Raw genomic sequence first — 22,032 nt, 5'->3', positions numbered from 1 at the left:
GTTCGCGTGGGGGGGCGCAGCCCCCCCATCTCCCGAAAACGCATCCGTCGGAATACGCGGCGGCCCAGCGAGTGCCGACATGAACCTGTCGCGCCCCTTCATCACCCGCCCCGTCGCGACGACACTGCTCGCGATCGGCGTGGCGCTCGCGGGCCTGTTCGCGTTCGTCAAGCTGCCGGTGTCGCCGCTGCCGCAGGTCGACTTCCCCACCATCTCGGTGCAGGCGTCGCTGCCCGGCGCGAGCCCCGAGACCGTCGCGACCAGCGTGACGAGCCCGCTGGAGCGGCACCTCGGCTCGATCGCCGACGTCTCCGAAATGACGTCGACGAGCACCGTCGGCAATGCCCGGATCATCCTGCAGTTCGGGCTGAACCGCGACATCGACGGCGCCGCCCGCGACGTGCAGGCCGCGATCAACGCGGCGCGCGCCGACCTGCCCGCCGCGCTGAAGAGCAACCCGACCTACCGCAAGGTCAACCCGGCCGACTCGCCGATCATGGTCGTGTCGCTGACGTCGGAGACCTCGTCGCCCGCGAAGCTGTACGACGCCGCGTCGACGGTGCTGCAGCAGTCGCTGTCGCAGATCGACGGGATCGGCCAGGTGTCGGTGAGCGGCTCCGCGAACCCGGCCGTGCGCGTCGAGCTCGAGCCGCAGGCGCTGTTCCACTACGGGATCGGCCTCGAGGACGTGCGCGCGGCGCTCGCCTCCGCAAACGCCAACGCGCCGAAGGGCGCGATCGAGTTCGGCCCGCAGCGCTACCAGCTCTATACGAACGACCAGGCGTCCGAGGCGTCGCAATACCGCGACCTCGTCGTCGCGTATCGCAACGGCGCGGCCGTGCGGCTGTCCGACCTGTCCGACGTCGTCGATTCGGTCGAGGATCTCCGCAACCTCGGCCTGTCGAACGGCAAGCGCGCGGTGCTCGTGATCCTCTACCGCTCGCCCGGCGCGAACATCATCGATACGATCGACCGCGTACGCGCGGCGCTGCCGCAGCTCACCGCGTCGCTGCCGGCCGACATCACGGTCACGCCCGTGCTCGACCGCTCGACCACCATTCGCGCATCGCTGAAGGACACCGAGCACACGCTGCTGATCGCGATCAGCCTCGTGGTGATGGTCGTGTTCCTGTTCCTGCGCAACTGGCGCGCGACGCTGATCCCGAGCGTCGCGGTGCCGATCTCGATCGTCGGCACGTTCGGCGCGATGTACCTGCTCGGCTTCTCGATCGACAACCTGTCGCTGATGGCGCTGATCGTCGCGACCGGCTTCGTCGTCGACGATGCGATCGTCGTGCTCGAGAACATCTCGCGGCATATCGAGAACGGCAAGTCGCGCATGCAGGCCGCGTTCGACGGCGCGCGCGAGGTCGGCTTCACGGTGCTGTCGATGAGCATCTCGCTCGTCGCGGTGTTCCTGCCGATCCTGCTGATGGGCGGCATCGTCGGGCGCCTGTTCCGCGAGTTCGCGCTGACGCTGTCGCTTGCGATCGCGGTATCGCTCGCGGTGTCGCTCACGGTGACACCGATGATGTGCGCGCGCCTGCTCCCCGAGTCGCACGAACCGCAGAACGAAGGCCGCTTCGCGCGATTCCTGGAACGCTGTTTCAGCCGCATGCAGCGCGGTTACGAACGCTCGCTGTCGTGGGCGCTGCGCCGGCCGCTGCTGATCCTGCTGACGCTCGTCGCAACGATCGGGCTGAACGTCTACCTGTACATCGTCGTGCCGAAGGGCTTCTTCCCGCAGCAGGACACCGGGCTGATGATCGGCGGCATCCAGGCCGACCAGTCGACGTCGTTCCAGGCGATGAAGCTGAAGTTCTCCGAGATGATGCGGATCGTGCAGGGCAACCCGAACGTGAAGAGCGTCGCGGGCTTCACCGGCGGCACGCAGACCAACTCGGGCTTCATGTTCGTCACGCTGAAGGATCGTACCGAGCGCAAGCTGACGGCCGACCAGGTGATCCAGCAACTGCGCCCGCCGCTGGCCGACGTCGCGGGTGCGCGCACGTTCCTGCAGGCGGCGCAGGACATCCGCGTCGGCGGCCGGCAGAGCAACGCGCAGTACCAGTTCACGCTGCTCGGCGATTCGAGCGCCGACCTGTACAAGTGGGGGCCGATCCTGACCGAGGCGCTGCAGAAGCGCCCCGAGCTGACCGACGTGAACTCGGACCAGCAGCAAGGCGGCCTCGAGGCGATGGTGACGATCGACCGCGCGACGGCCGCGCGGTTCGGCATCAAGCCCGCGCAGATCGACAATACGCTGTACGACGCATTCGGCCAGCGCCAGGTCTCGACGATCTACAACCCGCTGAACCAGTACCACGTGGTGATGGAAGTCGCGCCGAAATACTGGCAGAGCCCCGAGATGCTGAACCAGGTGTGGGTCAGCACGTCGGGCGGCAGCGCGAACGGCTCGCAGACCACCAACGCGGCGGCCGGCACCTACGTCGCGACGTCGGCGGGCACCTCGAGCGCCGGCACGGCCGCGCAGAGCGCCGCGGCGATCGCGTCGGACTCCGCGCGCAACCAGGCGCTCAACGCGATCGCGGCGAGCGGCAAGTCGAGCGCGTCGTCGGGTGCGTCGGTGTCGACGTCGAAGTCGACGATGATCCCGCTGTCGGCGATCGCGACGTTCGGGCCGAGCACGACACCGCTGTCGGTCAACCACCAGGGGCTGTTCGTCGCGACGACGATCTCGTTCAACCTGCCGCCCGGCGTGTCGCTGTCGCAGGCGACGCAGGTGATCTATCAGACGATGGCGCAGGTCGGCGTGCCGCCGACGATCGTCGGCAGCTTCCAGGGCACCGCGCAGGCGTTCCAGCAGTCGCTGAACGACCAGCCGATCCTGATCCTCGCGGCGCTGCTGGCCGTCTATATCGTGCTCGGGATCCTGTACGAGAGCTACATCCACCCGATCACGATCCTGTCGACGCTGCCGTCGGCCGGTGTCGGTGCGCTGCTCGCGCTGCTGCTGTTCAAGACCGAGTTCAGCATCATCGCGCTGATCGGCGTGATCCTGCTGATCGGTATCGTGAAGAAGAACGCGATCATGATGGTCGACTTCGCGATCGACCAGACGCGCCACTACGGCAAATCGTCGCTCGACGCGATCCACGAGGCGTGCCTGCTGCGCTTCCGCCCGATCATGATGACGACGATGGCCGCGCTGTTCGGCGCGCTGCCGCTCGCGTTCGGCAGCGGCGACGGCGCCGAGCTGCGCGCGCCGCTCGGGATCGCGATCGCCGGCGGCCTGATCGTGTCGCAGGTGCTGACGCTCTATACGACGCCGGTCGTCTACCTGTACATGGACCGTTTCCGCGTCTGGGCCGAGAAGCGGCGCAACCGCCGCGGGAATTCCGGCGGGCCGGCCGTCGCCGGGGAGTGATGGGAGCGGCCGCCCGCCGGGCGGCCGCTTGCCGCGCTTGCGCATCGGCAGCGATCGGCTATCGTGAGTCCATGCCCACCGCGGGACCCTTCACGGGGACACGCCATGAACGTCCAGCTCAACCATACGATCGTCTGGTGTCGCGACAAGCGCGCGTCGAGCCGCTTCCTCACCGAGCTTCTGGAACTGCCGCCGCCGACGCCGTTCGGCGCAATGCTGGTCGTGCCGCTCGACAACGGCGTGTCGCTCGATTTCTACGAACAGGCAGGGGACATCCGGTCGCAGCATTACGCGTTCCTGCTCGACGAAGCCGGCTTCGACCGCGTGCTGGCACGCATCCGCGAGCGCGGGCTGCCGCACTGGGCCGATCCCGCGAAGCGGCAACCCGATGACATCTACCGCCACAACGGCGGCCGCGGCGTGTATTTCGACGATCCGGACGGCCACTTCCTCGAAGTGATGACGCAGCCTTATGCGCTGAACGGTCAGCTCGGCTGACGGGCCGGCATTGCGCCGGCCGTTGTTGCGCTGCGAGAAACCGGCCCGGGTGCCGACCTGCTTCGGACGACACCCGGCCGGGGGACGTTACCGGGCCACTACCCGGCTCGGCCGCTACTCGACCATCACTCGGCAACCATTACTCGGCCGCTGCCGCCGTCTTGCGCGGCCGCCGCGCGCGCGGTGCCGCCTTGCGGGCCGGTTTCTTCGGCTTGGCTTCGGCGGGCGCCTCGACAGCCGCCCCGGCCGGCGCGGCAACCACCTCGCCGCCGACATCGCCTGCCGCCGGCTCGGTGTGCGTCACCGCGGCGGGCCACATGTCGCCCTGCTCCGGGTCGCGATGCGGGTCGCCCGCATGCTTGCCGTGCGTGTGCTTGTCGCCGCCGTGCTTCGCCGCGCCATGCCCGGCGTCGTCCGGCCTCCCGGCCGACTCACGGCCTGCGCTCTTCGCGGCGGCGCCCTTCTTCGCGCCGGTCTTCTTCGCCGCGCTCTTGCGCGCACGCTTGCGGCCATCCTTCGCGTCGCCGTGCGCCTCGGCTGATTCGACCGCTTCCACGACTTCGATCGTTTCTGCCGGCACGACTGCCGCGATTTCGGTGGCTTCGGCGGATTCGGCCATCGCCGCGTCGTCCGCGTCGACCTGCACCGTTTCATGCACGACGGCTTCCGCCCGCTGCTCGCGACGTCGCGGCTCGCGGCCGGCCCGCGCCGGCTCCGCCGCGCGCGCGCCGTGGTGGCCGCCGTGGTGTGCAGCCCCGCCTTCGCCGGCCTGCGCAACCTGCTCCGCAGCCGCCGACTGGCGTGCCCGCGACACGAACGCACCCGACTTGTCGTCACGCCCCACTTCGAGCAGGCCGCGCGCCTGCGCCTCGTCGAGCAGGTTGCCGAACGCGCGGAATCCGTAGTACGACTCGTTGAAATCCGGCTTGCGACGCTTGATCGCGCTCTTCAGCACCGACGCCCAGATCTTGCCGACGTCGTCCCGCTCCGACGCGAGCGCGTCGAACGTCTCCACGGCCAGCGCGATCGCCTCGGCCTTGCGCGCGTCCAGGTCGTGCTTGCGCGACGCCGCCGGCTCGTCCGGCCGCTTCGCGCCGCCGTTGCCCGCGCGCTGCTGCTGTTCGCGCTTCGCGAGCGTGCGCTGCTGCTCACGTACCAGATCGTCGTAGAAGATGAATTCATCGCAGTTCGCGACCAGCAGGTCCGACGTCGATTTCTTCACGCCGACGCCGATCACCTTCTTCGCGTTCTCGCGCAGCTTCGACACCAGCGGCGAAAAATCCGAGTCGCCGCTGATGATCACGAACGTATCGACGTGCGACTTCGTGTAGCAGAGGTCGAGCGCATCCACGACAAGCCGGATGTCGGCCGAATTCTTGCCCGACTGGCGCACGTGCGGAATCTCGATCAGCTCGAAGCTCGCCTCGTGCATCGACGCCTTGAAGCCCTTGTAGCGATCCCAGTCGCAATAGGCCTTCTTCACGACGATGCTGCCCTTCAGCAGCAGGCGCTCCAGCACGGGCTTGATGTCGAACTTCTCGTACTTCGCGTCGCGCACGCCGAGCGCGACGTTCTCGAAGTCGCAGAACACGGCCATGCTGACGTTGTCCAGGGGTAATGCCATGTGTACTCCAACCGGTGGGCCGCTGCGTTGTATGACGTAGCGGCGAAAAATGCATCGCGCACATGATAGCCGGTCGGCGCGTCATTCCCGCATCCGTGTGAACGAATGGCGGCAGGAAGGCCCGTCGCCGGTACGCCCCTTAATACACACCCGCCGTACGGGCAAATCGACATTACACTTGAGTTATCGGTCGTCCGTCCCTATCTGGGAGGACGACGCATCGAGCAAGGAGCGGTTTCATGACGACGAAGGTACTGCTGATTGGCGCGACCGGCCGAACGGGCCAGGCCTGCGCGGATCTGCTGCTCAAGCAGCCGGAGTTCGAGGTCACGGCGCTCGTGCGCCGGCACGGCTATGCGCTGGCGGGCGCGCGGGTGGTCGAGGCCGATCTGACGAACGATTTCTCGCACGCATTCCAGGGCATCACGCACGTGATCTACGCAGCCGGCTCGGCCGAATCGGAAGGCGCGGCCGAAGAGGAGCAGGTCGACCGCGACGCGGTCGCCCGTGCGGCCGAATACACGCTGGCCTACAACGCGCAGAAGCTCGTGGTGATCAGCTCGCTGTCCGCGTACCGGCCCGAACTCGGCCCGGACGCGCTGCGCCACTATTCGCAGATGAAGCGCGAAGGCGACGATCGCGTGATCGCGTCGGGTGTCGACTACGCGATCCTGCGCCCCGGCCCGCTCACGGACGATCCGGGCGTCGGCAAGATCGCGCTGACCGACGCGTGGTTCGACGGCGCCCCGCCCGTGTCACGCCAGGACGTCGCCTGGGCCGCGATCGAGGCGATCAAGCTCGGCATCTCGCGCAAGATCGTCGGCTTCGTCGGCGGCAGCGTGCCGATCGAGCAGGCCTTGCGCGCCTAGCGCCCTCACGCGCGCCGCCGCGCGGCGGCGCGCCGATCCGTACCGGCGGCCCGCACGACGGGCCACCTCGACGCTTGACGCACGCGGTGCCCCGGTGCCCCGGTGTCCGTTTACTGCTTCGGATGCGCGTCGGCCCACGCCTTCACCGCGGCAAGCGTGTTCTCGACGTGCTTGTCGGGCGACATGCTCGTGTATTCGTAGAGAATCTTCCCTTCCGGAGAAATCACGTAGGACACGCGGTTCGCGCGGTCGATCGCCGGCAGTTTCGCGTCGTATTCCCGGATGATCTTCGCGTCCGGATCAGCCGCGACCGGGAACTTGCTCCGGCACTCGCTCACCGAGAACTTCGTCAGCGTGTCGATCTTGTCGGCCGATACGCCGATCACCGTCGCGCCGTAAGCCTTGTAACGGTCGACTGCGTCCGCGAACGCGTGCGCCTCGATCGTGCAGCCCTTCGTGAACGCAGCCGGGTAGAAATAGAGCACGACCGGCCCCTGCTTCAGCGCGTCCGCGAGCGCGTAGGTGTAGGTCTTGCCGCCCAGCGACGCCTGCGTCGTGAAATCGGGCGCCGCGGCGCCCGGCTTCAGTTCCGCCTGCGCCATCAGTGCATGACCGGCCACCAGCGCCGCCACGGCGGCGCCCAGCAACAGTTTTCGCTTCATCTGCATCCTCATTTCTTATAAAGTCAGCCTCGATGTGGGCCACGCAGGCGTTCGCCTGTCGAACACTTGCGTGACCGATTCGGACCTGCGGCAGCGCCATCCGCGCCCGGCCCGTTAAAGATTCCGCACAGTCTGCCGTTATTCCTTCCGGACAACCGGTTCCAGCCCTTCACGTCAGCGAGAAACATGGAAGCCAACAGGAAACAGACGTCACGCAAGGGCTCCTGGCGCAGCGCCTTGCATACGCTGCGCCGCTTCGCCTGGTCGGGCGGCGCGCTGATGCCCGCGCGCGCCGGCGCCCCGCGCCGCGACGACTCCGTACGCAACTGGCTGGAACAGACGGTTGGCACGGTGGATTTCCTCGCCCATGTCGACCGCGAACTGCGTTTTCTTTACGTATCGGACGCAAGCCTGCGCTTCATCGGCTACCACCGCGACTACCTGCACACGCTGACGCTGCGCGACCTGATCGCCGAACAGGATACCGCGGCGCTCGAAGGCCTGCTTGCGCGCGCCGCGCGTTCCGGCCAGGTCGAGAAGGCGACGATGTGCATCGTGAAATCGCTGACCTACCCGCTCGACGTCGAGATCCGCGCGTTCAAGAGCCGCCACCATGGGGTGGACGGGTTCGCGATCGCGGCGTTCGACGTGTCGTCGTGGCGCGCGCTCGAGGCGCGCCTGACCTACGAGATGCACCACGACCCGATGACGGGCCTCGACAACCTGTCCGCGCTCGTGCCCGCGCTGATGCGCGCGCAGCAGGCCGCCGACGAGGGCGGCACCTGCGCGGCGCTGCTGCTGCTCGACCTCGACGACTACCAGCGGATCAACCGCGCGCTCGGCTACGACGCGGGCGACACGCTGCTGCGCGAAACCGCGCAGCGGCTGAAGGCGCTCGTCACGCAGAACGAACAGCTCGCGCGCGTCGCGAGTGACAAGTTCGCGGTCGTGCTCAGTGCGCCGGACCGCACGCAGGCGAGCAATGCCGCCGATGCACTCGCACGCCGGCTGCAGGCCGCGGTGCGCCAGCCTTACGTGTACCAGGGGCAGACCGTACACCTGTCCGCGAGCATCGGCATCGCGCTCTACCCTGACGAGCGCGCCGCCCCGCATCGCGCGCAGCACCACAGCCCGCTGCTGCGCCGTGCCGATCACGCGCTCGCGCAGGCGAAGGCGTCGGGCGGCAACGCGCTCGCGTTCCACGCGCCCGTCGACGACCCGGCGGACGCCGAACGGCTGAAGCTCGAAGCCGACCTGTACGACGGCGTGCGCAACGGCGAGTTTTCGCTCCATTTCCAGCCGATCACGCGCAGCCAGTCGGGCGCGGTGGTCGGCGTCGAGGCGCTGATCCGCTGGCGCCATCCGGTGCACGGCCTCGTGCCGCCGGCGACCTTCATTCCGCTCGCCGAATCGATCGGCCTGATCAACTATCTCGGCAACTGGGTGCTCAAGGCCGCGTGTATGCAGCTCGTCGCCTGGGACCGCCAGGGGCTCGCGCTGCAGTACGTGGCGGTCAACGTGTCGCCGCAGCAGTTCCGCGACCCGCGCTTCACGCAAAGCGTGCGCGAGGCGATCGCGCTGACGGGCATCGACCCGCGCCGCATTGTGCTCGAGATCACCGAAAGCCTGCTGATGCACGATCCCGCGCAGGCGAAGGGGCTGCTCGAGGAGCTGACCGATCTCGGCATCCGCTTCGCGATCGACGATTTCGGTACCGGTTATTCGAGCCTCGCGTATCTGCAGCGCTTCCCGCTCGCGAAGCTGAAGATCGATCGCAGTTTCGTCGAGAACCTGCTGACCTCGCGCAACGACCGCGCGATCGTGTCGGCCGTGGTCGGCCTCGCGCAGACGCTCGATCTCGAGCTCGTCGCGGAAGGCGTCGAGACCGAGGCGCAGCGCGAATTGCTGACGGAAATGGGCTGCAACCATATCCAGGGCTGGCTCGTCTGCCAGGCGCTGCCGTCCGAGGAGCTTGCGCGGCGCTTCGAGGCCCATCAGCTGCACCTGCACGCCGCCGCCTGACGCGCGGCGAACCGGACAGATCCGTATGTCAATCACCGAACACCTGCCCCGCACCGCGTTGCTCGACAAGCTGTGGGCCCGGATGAACGAACGGGGCGATTTCCCGTTGCTGTCGGAATCGCTGCGCGCGACGATGGCCGCGATGAAGAACGACGACCTCGACTTCACCGCGCTCGTGCGCGTCGTGCTGTCGGACTTCGCACTCACGCAGAAAGTGCTGCGGCTCGCGAATTCCGCGATGTACATGGCGTTCGGCGGCAACATCACGACCGTGACCCGCGCACTGATGGTGCTCGGCATGGATGCCGTCGGCCATTTGGTCGTCGGGCTCAAGCTCGTCGACCATTTCCACCACAGCACGCCGCGGCGCATCGACGCGAAGCTCGAACTGAACCGCGCGCTGCTGTCCGGCTGCGTCGCACGCAAGCTCACCGAACGCGTCGAGCTGCGCGCGGGCGAGGAAGCCGTCGTCTGCACGCTGATGCGCCAGGTCGGCAAGCTGCTCGTGGTCTGCTATCTCGACAGCGAATGGGACCGGATCCGCCGCCGCGCGGCCGAACTGAACGGCGACGAAGCGGCCGCCTGCATCGACGTGCTCGGCGTCGGCTTCGACGAGATCGGGCTCGAGGCGGCCGCGCGCTGGCGGCTGCCCGACGTGATCCGCGCGGGGATGGCCGACCACGACCACGTGGTCCGCACCGACGCGTTCGGCAACGACGAGGACGACCTCGACGCGGGCGAGGTGTCCGACGACGGCCCGACCGAACGCGTCCGCTGGCTGCGTGAGATCAGCCGCTGCTCGACCGACGTCGCGGGCGCGCTCGTGATGCCCGCGAGCCCGCAGCGCGACGCGCGCATCGCGGCGCTCGCGCAGCACTACGGCGCGGAACTCGGCATGGAACCCGACGCGCTCGTCGAGATCGCCGAGCGGCTCGCGCGCGAGGAAGCGAGCGACACCATGATGCGCGAGATCGTCGAGCTGCGCGCGAACGCCGATGCGATCGCGCGCGCGCAGGCCGAGCCCGAGGCATGCCTCGAAGCCGGCCTCGCGGACCTGCGCGCGCTGCCGTCCGAGCACGTGCTGACGCCGGTACTCGCGCTCGCGTCGGAAAGCCTGCTGGCCGGCCTCGCGTTCACGCGCACCGTGATGTTCGTGCGTCACGACGACGGCATGTTCGCCGCGCGCCTCGGCTTCGGCCCCGGCGTCGATACGATGCTCGACCGGCTGCGCTTCGACGAGCGCTTCGAGCCGGACGTGTTTCATCTCGCGATCTCGAACTCGGTCGGCATCTTCATCGAGCAGGCACGGGAGCCGAAGATGCTCAAGCGCCTGCCCGCGTGGTATCTCGACGCGTTCGACGACACGCGCGCGTTCGTGCTGCTGCCCGTGCGCGTCGGCACGACGACCGTCGCGCTGCTGTACGGCGACTGGGCCGGCGCGCAGCCCGCGCGCAAGATCACGCAGCAGGAGATGGGCGTGCTCAACGAGCTCGCGCGCGAACTGGGCCGGTTCTTTCCGGCGTGACGCGGCGCCGGCCGCTCCCCGCCGTTTTCGGCGGTTTCACACCCTGTTGCGCATCCTGTTTCACACCGTTCCCCGCCTGCAAAAGCAAACCGGCCGCATGAGCGGCCGGTTTGCTTGCATCGTGCGATCGAACGCAACGCTTACTTGAGCGTCACGGGCACGCTGAAGTACTTCTTCGCGAGGTTGTCGATCGTGCCGTCGGCCTTCAGGTCCTTCAGCGCCTGATCGAGCGCGGTCTTCAGCGCCGCGTCGTTCTTGCGCAGGCCGAAACCAACGCCCGAGCCGAGGATCTCGGCGTCGCTCACGGTACCGCCCGCGAACGCGAAGCCCTGGCCTTGCGGCTTCGCCAGGAAGCCCTTCGAACCGGCTTCCGCGTCCTGGAACGTCGCGTCGAGACGGCCGGACTTCAGGTCGGCGTAGGCCAGATCCTGCGTCTGGTACGGCACGACCTCGACACCTGCCGGCGCCCACTTCTTCTTCGCGTACGCTTCCTGGATCGTGCCCTGCAGCACGCCGACGCGCTTGCCCTTCAGCGATTGCGGGGTCGGCAGCAGGCCGCTGCCCTGCTTCGCGATCAGCTGGTTCGGAATCGTGTAGATCGGATCAGTGAACGCGATCGCATGCTTGCGCTGGTCGGTGATCGTCATGTCCGAGTTGATCGCATCGAACTTGCGCGCCTGCAGCGCCGGGATCAGGCCGTCGAAGTCGTTCTCGACCCACACGCACTTCGTCTTCAGCTTCGCGCACACCGCGTTGCCGATGTCGATGTCGAAGCCGGTCAGCTTGCCGTCGGGCGTCTTGTATTCGAACGGTGCGTACGAGGCCTCGACGCCGAACCGGATCTCCTTCAGATCCGCGGCAACCGCACTGCCTGCCGCCACCGCCGATGCCGCCACCACCGCATGCGCGGCCACTTTACGCCAATCCAACTTCATCAGGTGCTCTCCTCGATACTCGAATGTTCCGGAACTACGGGCGCTTGCATCATTGCAGGGTCGGATGACCACGACAATCGCGATGCCACGCCGTGATGCGGCGCAACAGCCGCAAGGCCGCGATTGTACCAATCCGCGCGGCCCGATATGGCAAAGCGGGCGACGTCGCGCGATGCTGCGCTGCGTGCGCGGCGCCGGTCAGGCGATCCGCCGAACTTGCAAAACGGTGTCGCAAATACGCAAGCCGGGGGGGCGCGTGCCGTCGGCCCCGGCATGCGGGCGACGACGGGATACCGACAGGTTGCGGGTCAGGCGCGCGCCGCGTGCCGTCACGGCAGCGCAATCAGCAGCCGGTCGGGACATGCGCTCAAACGAGCGCCGCGAGCGTCTCGCGGGTCGTGTCGACGACGAGCAGGCCCGCGCGCAGGCCCGGCTTCACGGTCGGGTTCGGAAACACGATCCGTTCCTCGTCGTGCGTCACCGTGTAGCGGTAGTCGCCGTCCTGCGCGAGCACCGTGCCGCGTGCAAACGCGGTGAAGTTCGCGACGTCGGCCGCGACGAACAGCTCGAGCGCATCGCTCTGCTTCGTGATCTGGTCGATCACCGTGAACACGCGCGGCAGCGGCGGATGATCGCCCTGCGCGACCGCATCTCCCCCCGCGCCCGACACGAGCTGGCGCACCGCACGATCGGCCGGTGCGAAGCGCGTCAGGTCGTTCTGGCCGAACGGGCGCACCTTGCCGAGTTCCAGCGTGCACGCGAGCGCGCCGCAGTGCTCGGCCGTGAAATGCGAATACGTATTGCCCTTCGCGGTATGCAGCAGCACGGCCGCGATCCGCGCGTCGCCGAGCCATTCGAACATCGTGCGCGTCGGCGGCGTGCCCGTGTGCGGCAGCAGTGCGAACTGCTCGAACACCGACGCGCGGATCGCCGTGTGCATGTCGATGTGCCAGCGCGCGGCGCCGGCCGGCGCGTCCGCGAAGAACGCGGCGGCGGCCGCTTCCAGCTGCGCGGCGCGCGGTGCTTCACGGCTGGCGGGCACCTGCGCATGACGGCCGCTGAACAGGCGGTTCAGGTCGTCGTCGAGATAACGCTCGCCCGCACGCATCGCCGGCACGTTGCCGAGCACGACGAGCAGCCGGCACGCGAGCGGCAGCGCGCCCGATGCGAGATCGCGCACGAGCATCGACAGCAGCTCGATCGGCGCCGTTTCGTCGCCGTGCACGCCGGCCGACACGAGCACGCTCGGGCACGCCGCGCCGGCGGCCGCGGCCGGTTCGAGCGCGAGCAGACCGTCGCCGCGCCATGACCAGCGCACGGCGCCGGCCGCGCAGGTGCCGTCCGTCACGGACGGCGCGCTACCGGCCAGCGTGAACGCGAGGAAGTCGTCGAGCAGCGCGTTGGCCGGCATCCGTGCCTCAGCGCTGGAAGTCATACAGCGAACCGACGCGCAGGATCTGCGTGAGCTCGTCGAGCGCCGTGCGCGATTCGTCGAGCAGCGCCGGATCGGCGAGGTCTTCCGGTGCGAGGCGATCGCGATAGTGCCGGTCGATCCACGTGTCGAGCGACGTGAACAGCGTGTCGTTGATCCACACGTTCGACGTGACGGCCGCGCGTTCCGCGTCGTTCAGCACGACACGCAGGCGCAGGCAGGCGGGGCCGCCGCCGTTCTTCATGCTTTCGCGCAGGTCGAACACGAGCACGTCGTGAATCGGGCCGTTGCCGGCCGCGAGTTCGTCGAGATAAGCCGCGACGTTCCCGTTCTCGCGGCATTCCTGCGGCACGACGAGCACTTGCGAGCCGTCCGCGCGCGACAGCAGCTGGCTGTTGAACAGATACGACGTGACCGCGTCGTTCACGCTCACGGCCGCCTCGGGCACCTCGATCACGTTCAGGCGCGCGCCGCGTGCGTCGAGCGCGGCGGTCAGCGTATCGTAGATCGCCTGCTTGTTGACGAACGCGCGCTCGTGCGTGAACAGCGTGTCGCGGTTGCCGACCGAGATCACGTCGTTGTGGAACACGCCCGCGTCGATCACGTCCGGGTCCTGCTGCGCATACACCGTCGCCTCTTCGGCGAGCCCGTGGCGATGCGCGACCGCGCGGCTCGCCTCGAACGTCTGGCGTGCCGGGAAGCGCTTCGGCTCGGGGCCGCGGCGATATTCCGCGCGGCCGTACACGAAGAACTCGATGCCCGGCTTGCCGTATTCGGCACAGAAGCGCGTGTGGTTCGCCGCGCCTTCGTCGCCGAGTGCCGGCGTGCCGGTCAGCGCTTCGTGCACCGCGAAGTGCGCGGGATCGGCGAACAGCGTCGACAGCGTGCGGCGCGTCGCTTCGTGTTCGATCGCGCGATGCAGCTTGCTGCACAGGTTCGCCGGCGTGAAGTGCACGCGGCCGTCGCTCGTGTCGGCCGACGGGCTGACGGTGGCCGCGTTCGCGGTCCACATCGCCGATGCCGAGCTCGCGGCGGCGAGCAGTTCGGGCGCCTGCTTCGCGGCCTTCGCGATCACGTCCGCGTCCTTGCCCGAGAAGCCGAGCTCGCGCAACAGGCGCAGCGACGGCCGCTCCTGCGGCGGCAGCACGCCTTGCGCGAAGCCGAGATCCGCGAGCTGCTTCATCTTGCGCAGCCCCTGCTTCGCGGCGGCCTTCGGATTCGCGGCCGACTTCTCGTTGTTGAGCGACGCCACGTTGCCGAACGACAGGCCGGCGTAGTTGTGGGTCGGGCCGACGAGCCCGTCGAAATTGGCTTCTTGTGCGTTCATCGTCGTTCCCTCGATCAGAAGTGCAGGCCCGGCGACAGGCTCGCGGGCAAAGTCAGTTGCGTGCTTTCCACCGACGCCATCGGATACGCGCAATAGTCGGCCGCGTAGTACGCGCTCGGGCGATGGTTGCCCGAGCGGCCGGTGCCGCCGAACGGCGCGGCGGACGATGCGCCGTTGGTCGGACGGTTCCAGTTGACGATCCCCGCACGGATCGTGCGGCGGAAGTGGTCCCATGCGTTCGCGTCGTCGGCCAGCAGGCCGGCGGACAGGCCGAACGCCGTGTCGTTCGCGCGCTCGATCGCTTCGTCGAACGTCGCGTAGCGGACGATCTGCGCGAGCGGGCCGAAGTGTTCTTCGTCGGGCAGGTTCGCCACGCCCGTCACGTCGACGATCGCCGCGTTCACGAAGCCCAGGCGCGGATCGCGCTGCGTCATCGCGATGATCGGCTTCGCGCCCTGCTCGATCAGGCGCGACTGCGCGTCAACGAGCTTCGCGGCCGCGCGCGCCGAGATCACCGCGCCCATGAACGGCTGCGGATCGGCGTCGAACACGTCGGCCGTGATCTTCGACGTGACGTCGGCGAAGCGTGCGAGGAAGCGGTCGCCGAACGCGCCCTGCGGCACGAAGATGCGGCGCGCGCACGTGCAGCGCTGGCCGGCCGACAGGAACGCCGACTGGATCGTGTGATGGACGGCCGCGTCGATGTCCTCGACTTCGCCGATCACGAGCGGATTGTTGCCGCCCATCTCGAGCGCAAGCACGATTTCCGGACGGCCGCCGAACTGGCGGTGCAGCAGCGTGCCGGTATCCGAGCTGCCGGTGAAGAACAGCCCGTCGATCTGCCGGTGATTCGCGAGCGCGATGCCCGTGTCCTTCTCGCCCTGCACGAGGTTCAGCACGCCGGCCGGCAGCCCGGCTTCCTGCCACACCTCGACCGTCGCGCGCGCGACGCCCGGCGCGAGCTCCGACGGCTTGAACACGACCGCATTGCCGGCGATCAGCGCGGGCACGATATGGCCGTTCGGCAAGTGGCCGGGGAAGTTGTACGGGCCGAACACCGCGACGACACCGTGCGGGCGGTGGCGCAGCACCGCGACGCCGTCGGCCATATCCTGGCGCTTCTCGCCGGTGCGTTCCTGGTAGGCCTGGATCGAAATGCCGACCTTCGCGGCCATCGACGCGACTTCGGTGCGCGCTTCCCACAGCGGCTTGCCCGTCTCGCGGCCGATCGCGGTCGCGATCGCTTCCTTGCGTTCATTGAGCAATGCAGCGAAACGCTTGACGATCGCGCAGCGCGATTCGAAGTCGAGCGCCGACCAGCCGGCGAATGCGCGACGCGCGCTCGCGACCGCACGGTCGACGTCGGCCGCCGACGCGCTTTCGCCCTGCCATGCGATCTCGTCGGTGCCCGGGTTGCGCGAAGCGAACACGGGGCCCGAGCCTGCGACCCAGGCGCCGTCGATGAAGAGTTCCGTCATGATTCGTTTATCCCTGTTTGACTTTGAGCGGCAGCACGCGGACCGGATCGCCGGCCTTCACGTCGAGCGCGGCGGCATCGTCGGCCGACAGCACGAACGAGCCGTTCGCGACCACGCCCGGCGCGACGCCGACGCGGAAATCGGTGAGCGACGTGTTCGACACGAGTGACGTCGGCGGATGGTCGCCCTGCGCGTCGGGCACGCCGATCGCTACCGGCACGACGACGCTCTCGCGCACCGTGCGCAGGTCGTTCACGTGGCATTCGAGCACCGGGCCCGCGTCGAAGATGTCGACGTGGTTCTGGTAGCGCAGCCCTTCCGCCTCGAGCATCTTGCGGGCCGGCAGCGTGTCGCGGTGCGTGAGGCCGACCGCGTCCTGCGCGTCCTGCGGCAGCAGGTCGACGTACACCGGATAGCGCGGCATCAGTTCCGCGAGGAACGACTTGCGGCCGTGCGAGCTGAGATAGTCGGCCGCGTTGAAATCGATCTGGTAGAAGTGCGAACCGACGGCGCGCCAGAACGGCGACGTGCCGTCGTCGTCGAAGTGGCCGCGCAGTTCCGCGCAGATGCGTTCCGGGAAGCGTTCGCGGAACTGCGCGATGAACATGAAGCGCGAGCGCGACAGCAGGCCGCCCACGCCGCCCGTGCGATAACGCGGGCTCAGGAACAGCGAGCACACTTCCGCGTAGCCGGTCAGGTCGTGCGAGATGTTCAGCGCGTGCATGCGCGTCCACACGCCGAGCTCCTGGCTCGCATGCACGACCGTGCTCACGCGGTAGTTGTAGAACGGCTGTTCGAGGCCGACCTGCGACTCGATCCCGCATACGCCCGCGATGTCGCCCGTCGCCGAATCCTCCATCACGAAGAAGTAGCCGGCTTCGCCGGCCGCTGCCTCGCCCTCGAGCGTGCGGCGCGTGCGCTCGATGCGCGCGGCGAGCGCGTCGCGGTCGGGCTTGAACGTGGTCAGGCCCGGCCCGGTTTCCTTCGCGAGCGACACGAGCGCGTCGACGTCGCCCGTTTGTACGACCCGAACGACGATCATGCTGCGTCTCCCTTCAAATCTTCATCGTCGCGGCGGTGCAGTGGCACGCAGCGCACGACATCGCCATCCTTCACATCGAGTGCCGCGCGCACGTCGCCGGCGAGCGGTGCGTCAGCCGCATCGCCCGGCAGGTCGGCCAGCACGCAGCGGAACGATTCGCCGCTGCCCGTCGACACCATGTACGCAACGTCGCCCTGCTGGTGCGCGGCTTCGCGCACGACGCGCTCCGTGCCGTGCTTCACGCACGCGGTGCGGTCGACCTGCGCGGTGAGCACCGGGCCCGCGTCGAAGATGTCGACGAAGCGGTCGGGCTCGAAGCCTTCCTCGAGATGGATGTCGTAGGCGAGCAATGCCGATTCGTTCGGCTCGCCGAGCACGCGCTGCGCGGCTTCCGGCAGCAGCGGCACGTAGAGCGGATACGCCGGCATCACTTCCGCGATGAAGGTGCGGCTGCGGCCGCCCGACGCGATGTCGACGTCGGTGAAGTTGCGGCCGAAGAACTTGCGGCCCACCGCTTCCCAGAACGGCGACGCGCCCGTGTCGTCGCTCACGCCGAGCAGCAGCGTGAACACTTCCGGCGTGAAGCGGCGGCGGTTCGCGGCGATGTACATCATCCGGGCGCGCGAGATCAGGTGCGCGGCCGCGTCGCCGCGCAGCGACGGATCGACGTAGAAGCCCGCGAGCCGGCTCTTGCCGGTCAGCTCGTGCGACATCGTGAGCGCGTGGATCTTGCGGTTCACGTGCAGCTCGCGCGACGCGTGGATCAAGGCGTCGTTGCGGAACGCGTAGAACGGTTCCGAGTAACCGGCCGCGGCCACGATGCTCGCCGTGCCGAGCAGCTTGCCCGTCGACGAATCCTCGAGCACGAAGAGATAGAACTCCTCGCCGGCGAAGTCGACGTCCGCGCGAAACGAATCCTCCGAGAGCGCCACGCGCGCTTCGAGCGCCGCGCGGTCGTGCGGCAGCGAGTGCAGGACCGGTTGCGCGGTGCGCGCCATGTGCGCGAGCGCATCGAGATCCGTGAGTTTGCCGGGGCGAACAAATAGCATCGTCGTTCCTGTCTGCGATGGGTGCGCCGATCAGCGCGCGGTGGCTTCCTGGGCGGCGAGCACTTGTTCGACGGCCTTCTCGAAGCGCTTGACGCCTTCGTCGAGCAGGTCGAACGGGATCACCAGCGACGGGACGAAGCGCAGCACGTTCGGGCCGGCGATCAGCATGATCAGGCCGTTTTCTGCTGCCGCGGTGACGAAGTCCTTCGCGCGGCCATCGAATGCGGCAGTGAGTTCCGCGCCGACGAGCAGGCCCTTGCCGCGCACGTCCTTGAAGATGCCGAAGCGTGCGTTGATGCGCTCGAGCGCGCCCTTCAGGCGCACGCTGCGTTCGCGCACGCCTTCGAGCAGTGCCGGGTCGCCGATCAGTTCGACGACCTTGTCGGCGATCGCCGATGCGAGCGGGTTGCCGCCGTACGTCGTGCCGTGCACGCCGACCTTGAAGTGCGCGGCCAGTTCGTTGGTCGTCAGCATCGCGCCGATCGGGAAGCCGTTGCCGAGCGCCTTGGCGGTCGTGAGGATGTCCGGCGTGACGCCCGTGTCCATGTACGCGTAGAACTGGCCCGTGCGGCCGACGCCCGTTTGCACTTCGTCGAAGATCAGCAGCGCGTCGTTCGCGTCACAGGCTTCGCGCAGTGCCTTCAGGAATGCCGGATCGGCCGGGATCACGCCGCCTTCGCCTTGCACGGGCTCGACGATCACTGCGCAGGTTTGCGGGCCGATCGCGGCCTTCGCGGCTTCGATGTCGTTGTACGGCAGATGCGTGATGCCGGCCGGCACGGGGCCGAAGCCTTCCGAGTACTTCGGCTGGCCGCCGACGCTGACCGTGAAGAACGTGCGGCCGTGGAACGACTGCACGAACGAGATGATTTCCACCTTGTCGGCGCCGTGGCGGTCGAACGCGACGCGGCGCGCGAGTTTCAGGGCGGCTTCGTTCGCTTCCGCGCCCGAGTTCGCGAAGAACGCGCGGTCGGCGAAGGTCAGCGATTCGAGGCGCTTTGCAAGGCGCAGCACCGGCTCGTTCGTGTAGCCGTTGCCGATGTGCCAGAGCTTGCGGCTTTGCTCGTCCAGGACTTTCAGCAGTTCCGGGTGGCCGTGGCCGAGCGACGTCACCGCGATGCCGCACGCGAAATCGATGTACTCGCGGCCGGCCGTGTCCCACACGCGGGAGCCCTCTGCGCGATCCGGCACGAACGGCGCGGGAGAAAATACCGGCACCATCACTTCATCGAATGTCTGGCGGGTCACGGTCGAGGTCGTCATGGTCGTTCCTTTCGGTTTCGTAAGAGGGTTCAACAGGATCAAGTTTAGGTAAGGGTGACGCAAGCGTCTTGCGGAATTGCGACGGGTTCTATCGGAAGCGGATAGTGCGCTTTATTTTGCCCTCTCTCCGGGCGGAGGGCGTGGAAGCTTGTCTGGTTTTGGGGCTTGTGGGTCGTGTGCTTGCCTTTGTCGTGAAGCACCTGTGAGCTTGTCGGTCTATTAGCGTCGCCCCTGCGCGGGGCGGCGGTTACTTTTCTTTGTCTTGCCAAAGAAAAGTAACCAAAAGAAAGGCGCTGGGAGAACGCATGACTTCCCGGTGCCATGGTCGTCAGAGTGGTTCGCACCTAAGTGTCCGCGCCAGTCAGGAACGCGGAGTGGTTCGAGCAATGGTTCTGACTCCACTCCCTACCCAACAGAGCGGTATACCACCCGCAAGCTCCGCCCTCGCTTCGCTCGGCCGACAGGTACACCCCCTCCAGTGGCGCATAAGGTCAATCCTCCCGGCAATCGCACGCGCAAGTACCCCGAACTCAGCAAATCAAGGGCACACCCTCATTCACAAGGAAAAAGGGACGCAGCGACCCATCACGAAAACACACGCCACCGACGGTATCAAACACGTACCGATGACAAGCAGTCCGACAGGTACGAATGGTGTGAGCAAAGAGAGTGTCCGATCTGCTGATCAGCGCGGGCAGAAGCAGCGAGGGCATGAAACGCGACGGGAGGTACCTTGCAGCCGAGCGAAGCGAGGATGGAGCTAGCGGGCGGTATACCGCTCTGTTGGGTAGGGAGTGGCGTCAGAACCATTGCTCGAACCACTCCGCGTTCCTGACTGGCGCGGACACTTAGGTGTGAACCACTCTGACGACCATGGCACCGGGAAGTCATGCGTTTTCCCAGCGCCTTTCTTTTGGTTACTTTTCTTTGGCAAGACAAAGAAAAGTAACCGCCGCCCCGCGCAGGGGCGACGCTAATAGACCGACAAGCTCACAAGTGCTTCACGACAAAAGCAAGCGCACTGCAAAAAAACCTGAAATCAATCCTTCCCACGCTCGACGAGCGCCCCACCCCGCGGTTCACTGCCCCCGCCGGTCTGCTTCTCGAGCCACGCTCGCCTATCCTCCCGAGGCGTGACCCCGAACCTCTCGCGGTACGCGTTGGAAAAATGCGCAGCAGAAGAAAACCCACAGGCGAGGCTAACCTGCACAACCGACTTGCTGGTCCGCTGCAACTGAGTCCGGGCCTTGAGCAACCGGAGGTTGAGGTAATACTTCGAGGGCATCGCCCCGAGATACTGTCGAAAGAGCCGCTCGAGCTGCCGGCGTGAAACGCCGACGAGTTCGGCGATCTCGTCGGTCGTCAACGGATCCTCGACATTGGCTTCCATGAGCAGCAACGCATCGTTCAACCGAGGATGCCGCTCGCCCGGCGCAGTCACAAAGGGAATCCGCTGCCGCTCTTCGCCGCTCCGCAAAGTCCCGACCCCGAGTGCATCGGCAATCCGCTCCGCGAGGTCCGCCCCATGTTCCCGGCCAATCATGGCCAGCATGAAATCCACGGTAGCCTGCCCACCCGCGCACGTCGCGCGGTCCCGATCGATCTCGAAGATCTGCTGCGTGACGATCGACCGCTCGAACTGTTCGGCGAACTGCTGATACGTCTCCCAGTTCACGCTCACCCGGTACCCGGAAAGCTGCCCGGCCATCGCCAGCCACCACACGCCGTGATGAATTCCGGTCACGAGCGGCGTGCGCTGCCCGACCCGCGCGAGACTCGCGAGAAACAACCGATAGTCGGCAAACTGCTGAAACCGCTCCGACACGACGATGACCCAGTCGCACGCGATCGCATCGTTGAACGCCGCATCGGCATGCCACTGCGCACCGCCGGCAAGCGGCACGGGCCGCCCGTCCCACGAACACACCTGCCAGCGATACAGCAGCCGCCCGTCGATCTCGTTCGCGAGGTTCAGCGCATCGACGATCGGACCCACGCCCGACATCGACACGGGCGGCAATGCAACGATCGCCACCTGCATCGTGCGGGTGGCGCCTGCGGGACGAGACACCGGTACCACGTATGAAACCCGCCCTGTCGCGTTACTTGAGACTGCCCGACAGGAACTGCTTCAGCCGCTCGCTCTGCGGGCGTACCAGCACTTCCTTCGGATCGCCCTCTTCCTCGGTCCGCCCCTGATGCAGGAACATCACGTGATTCGACACGTTGCGCGCGAAACCCATCTCGTGCGTGACGACGATCATCGTGCGGCCTTCCTCGGCGAGCTTCTGCATCACCTTCAGCACTTCGCCCACCAGTTCCGGGTCGAGCGCCGACGTCGGCTCGTCGAACAGCATCACGTCAGGATGCATCGCCAGCGCGCGCGCAATCGCCACGCGCTGCTGCTGGCCACCGGAAAGATGCGACGGATACTGCTTCTCGACGCGCGGCGGCAAGCCGACCTTCTCCAGGTACTCGCGCGCACGCTCCTCGGCTTCCTTCTTCGAAATGCCGAGCACGTGCACCGGCGCTTCCATCACGTTCTCGAGCACGTTCATGTGCGCCCAGAGGTTGAAGTGCTGGAACACCATCGCGAGCTTCGTGCGGATGCGCTGAAGCTGCTTGTGATCGGCGACTTCGAGCGCACCGGCGCGGTCGGTCTTCGTGCGCACGGTCTCGCCGTCGACGACGATCTGCCCCGCATTCGGCCGCTCGAGAAAATTGATGCAGCGCAGGAACGTGCTCTTGCCCGAGCCGCTCGCGCCGATGATGCTGATGACGTCGCCGGCCTTCGCGTTCAGCGATACGCCCTTGAGCACCTCGTTGTCGCCGTAGCGCTTGTGAATGTCGACCGCGGCAAGCTTGGTGGAAGCGGACGCGCTCGTTTGAGTGATCTCGGCCAACTGGCTCTCCTCGAA

At 67.4% G+C, this 22,032-nt stretch carries 16 protein-coding genes; 5 read left to right on the top strand and 11 right to left on the bottom strand.

The features are described from left to right. Positions 1 to 79 precede the first annotated feature (79 nt). Together ABY44_RS24400 and ABY44_RS24395 are read left to right on the top strand one after the other, a co-directional pair. Positions 80 to 3,388, top strand: a complete 3,309-nt coding sequence (locus tag ABY44_RS24400) for an efflux RND transporter permease subunit (RefSeq protein ID WP_059695488.1) — start codon at positions 80 to 82, stop codon at positions 3,386 to 3,388. A gap of 105 nt (positions 3,389 to 3,493) precedes the next feature. Continuing rightward, positions 3,494 to 3,886: a VOC family protein gene (locus ABY44_RS24395; RefSeq protein WP_059486628.1), complete on the top strand. Its 393-nt coding sequence runs from the start codon at positions 3,494 to 3,496 to the stop codon at positions 3,884 to 3,886. 139 nt (positions 3,887 to 4,025) lie between these two features. Here ABY44_RS24395 and ABY44_RS24390 read toward each other — a convergent pair whose 3' ends face one another. Next, the gene (locus ABY44_RS24390; protein WP_060173772.1) at positions 4,026 to 5,510 is read right to left on the bottom strand and encodes an NYN domain-containing protein; all 1,485 of its coding nucleotides are present in this window, start codon (positions 5,508 to 5,510) and stop codon (positions 4,026 to 4,028) included. A gap of 239 nt (positions 5,511 to 5,749) precedes the next feature. On the opposite strand from ABY44_RS24390, the gene ABY44_RS24385 reads away from it, so the two are divergent. Continuing rightward, positions 5,750 to 6,379, top strand: a complete 630-nt coding sequence (locus ABY44_RS24385) for an NAD(P)H-binding protein (RefSeq protein ID WP_027787962.1) — start codon at positions 5,750 to 5,752, stop codon at positions 6,377 to 6,379. A 110-nt stretch (positions 6,380 to 6,489) separates the two neighbouring features. Here ABY44_RS24385 and ABY44_RS24380 read toward each other — a convergent pair whose 3' ends face one another. Further along, positions 6,490 to 7,041: a peroxiredoxin gene (locus ABY44_RS24380; protein WP_021161764.1), complete on the bottom strand. Its 552-nt coding sequence runs from the start codon at positions 7,039 to 7,041 to the stop codon at positions 6,490 to 6,492. Positions 7,042 to 7,320: 279 nt separating this feature from the next. Between ABY44_RS24380 and cdpA the strand changes: the two genes are divergently transcribed. Together cdpA and ABY44_RS24370 are read left to right on the top strand one after the other, a co-directional pair. After that, positions 7,321 to 9,063, top strand: a complete 1,743-nt coding sequence (gene cdpA, locus ABY44_RS24375; RefSeq protein ID WP_194290282.1) for a cyclic di-GMP phosphodiesterase CdpA — start codon at positions 7,321 to 7,323, stop codon at positions 9,061 to 9,063. Positions 9,064 to 9,088: 25 nt separating this feature from the next. Further along, a complete protein-coding gene (locus tag ABY44_RS24370) occupies positions 9,089 to 10,588 on the top strand; it encodes an HDOD domain-containing protein (protein WP_027787963.1) in 1,500 nt (499 codons plus the stop codon). Between the two features lie 140 nt (positions 10,589 to 10,728). On the opposite strand, the gene ABY44_RS24365 is transcribed toward ABY44_RS24370, so the two are convergent. From ABY44_RS24365 to ABY44_RS24325, 9 genes are all read right to left on the bottom strand, one after another. Next, the gene (locus tag ABY44_RS24365) at positions 10,729 to 11,523 is read right to left on the bottom strand and encodes an ABC transporter substrate-binding protein (protein WP_048024404.1); all 795 of its coding nucleotides are present in this window, start codon (positions 11,521 to 11,523) and stop codon (positions 10,729 to 10,731) included. Between the two features lie 367 nt (positions 11,524 to 11,890). After that, positions 11,891 to 12,934: a succinylglutamate desuccinylase gene (gene astE, locus ABY44_RS24360; RefSeq protein WP_060173771.1), complete on the bottom strand. Its 1,044-nt coding sequence runs from the start codon at positions 12,932 to 12,934 to the stop codon at positions 11,891 to 11,893. A gap of 7 nt (positions 12,935 to 12,941) precedes the next feature. Then, entirely contained in the window at positions 12,942 to 14,282 is a 1,341-nt protein-coding gene (gene astB, locus ABY44_RS24355; protein WP_021163198.1) for an N-succinylarginine dihydrolase, read from the bottom strand. Between the two features lie 14 nt (positions 14,283 to 14,296). Continuing rightward, positions 14,297 to 15,760, bottom strand: coding sequence for a succinylglutamate-semialdehyde dehydrogenase (astD, locus tag ABY44_RS24350; RefSeq protein WP_021163197.1), 1,464 nt, complete (start codon positions 15,758 to 15,760; stop codon positions 14,297 to 14,299). Between the two features lie 7 nt (positions 15,761 to 15,767). Beyond that, positions 15,768 to 16,802 carry an arginine N-succinyltransferase gene (gene astA, locus ABY44_RS24345; protein WP_060173770.1) on the bottom strand — a complete coding sequence of 345 codons (1,035 nt, stop codon included), beginning with the start codon at positions 16,800 to 16,802 and terminating at the stop codon, positions 15,768 to 15,770. After that, complete coding sequence (aruF, locus tag ABY44_RS24340; RefSeq protein WP_059498074.1) at positions 16,799 to 17,851, bottom strand: arginine/ornithine succinyltransferase subunit alpha; 1,053 nt, start codon at positions 17,849 to 17,851, stop codon at positions 16,799 to 16,801. The genes astA and aruF overlap by 4 nt, the downstream gene beginning before the upstream one ends. A gap of 30 nt (positions 17,852 to 17,881) precedes the next feature. Beyond that, entirely contained in the window at positions 17,882 to 19,114 is a 1,233-nt protein-coding gene (locus ABY44_RS24335; RefSeq protein WP_027787970.1) for an aspartate aminotransferase family protein, read from the bottom strand. Between the two features lie 1,039 nt (positions 19,115 to 20,153). Continuing rightward, positions 20,154 to 21,194, bottom strand: coding sequence for a GlxA family transcriptional regulator (locus ABY44_RS24330; protein ID WP_027787973.1), 1,041 nt, complete (start codon positions 21,192 to 21,194; stop codon positions 20,154 to 20,156). Positions 21,195 to 21,216: 22 nt separating this feature from the next. Beyond that, positions 21,217 to 22,017: an ABC transporter ATP-binding protein gene (locus tag ABY44_RS24325; RefSeq protein ID WP_021163192.1), complete on the bottom strand. Its 801-nt coding sequence runs from the start codon at positions 22,015 to 22,017 to the stop codon at positions 21,217 to 21,219. Between the last annotated feature and the right edge of the window lie 15 nt (positions 22,018 to 22,032).

Origin of the sequence: Burkholderia sp. ZZQ-2, from assembly GCF_050768715.1 — a bacterium.
Taxonomy (GTDB): Bacteria; Pseudomonadota; Gammaproteobacteria; order Burkholderiales; family Burkholderiaceae; genus Burkholderia; species Burkholderia cepacia.
Note: the sequence above shows the minus strand (reverse complement) of the source record. Positions and strands in the feature narration are given on the sequence as shown.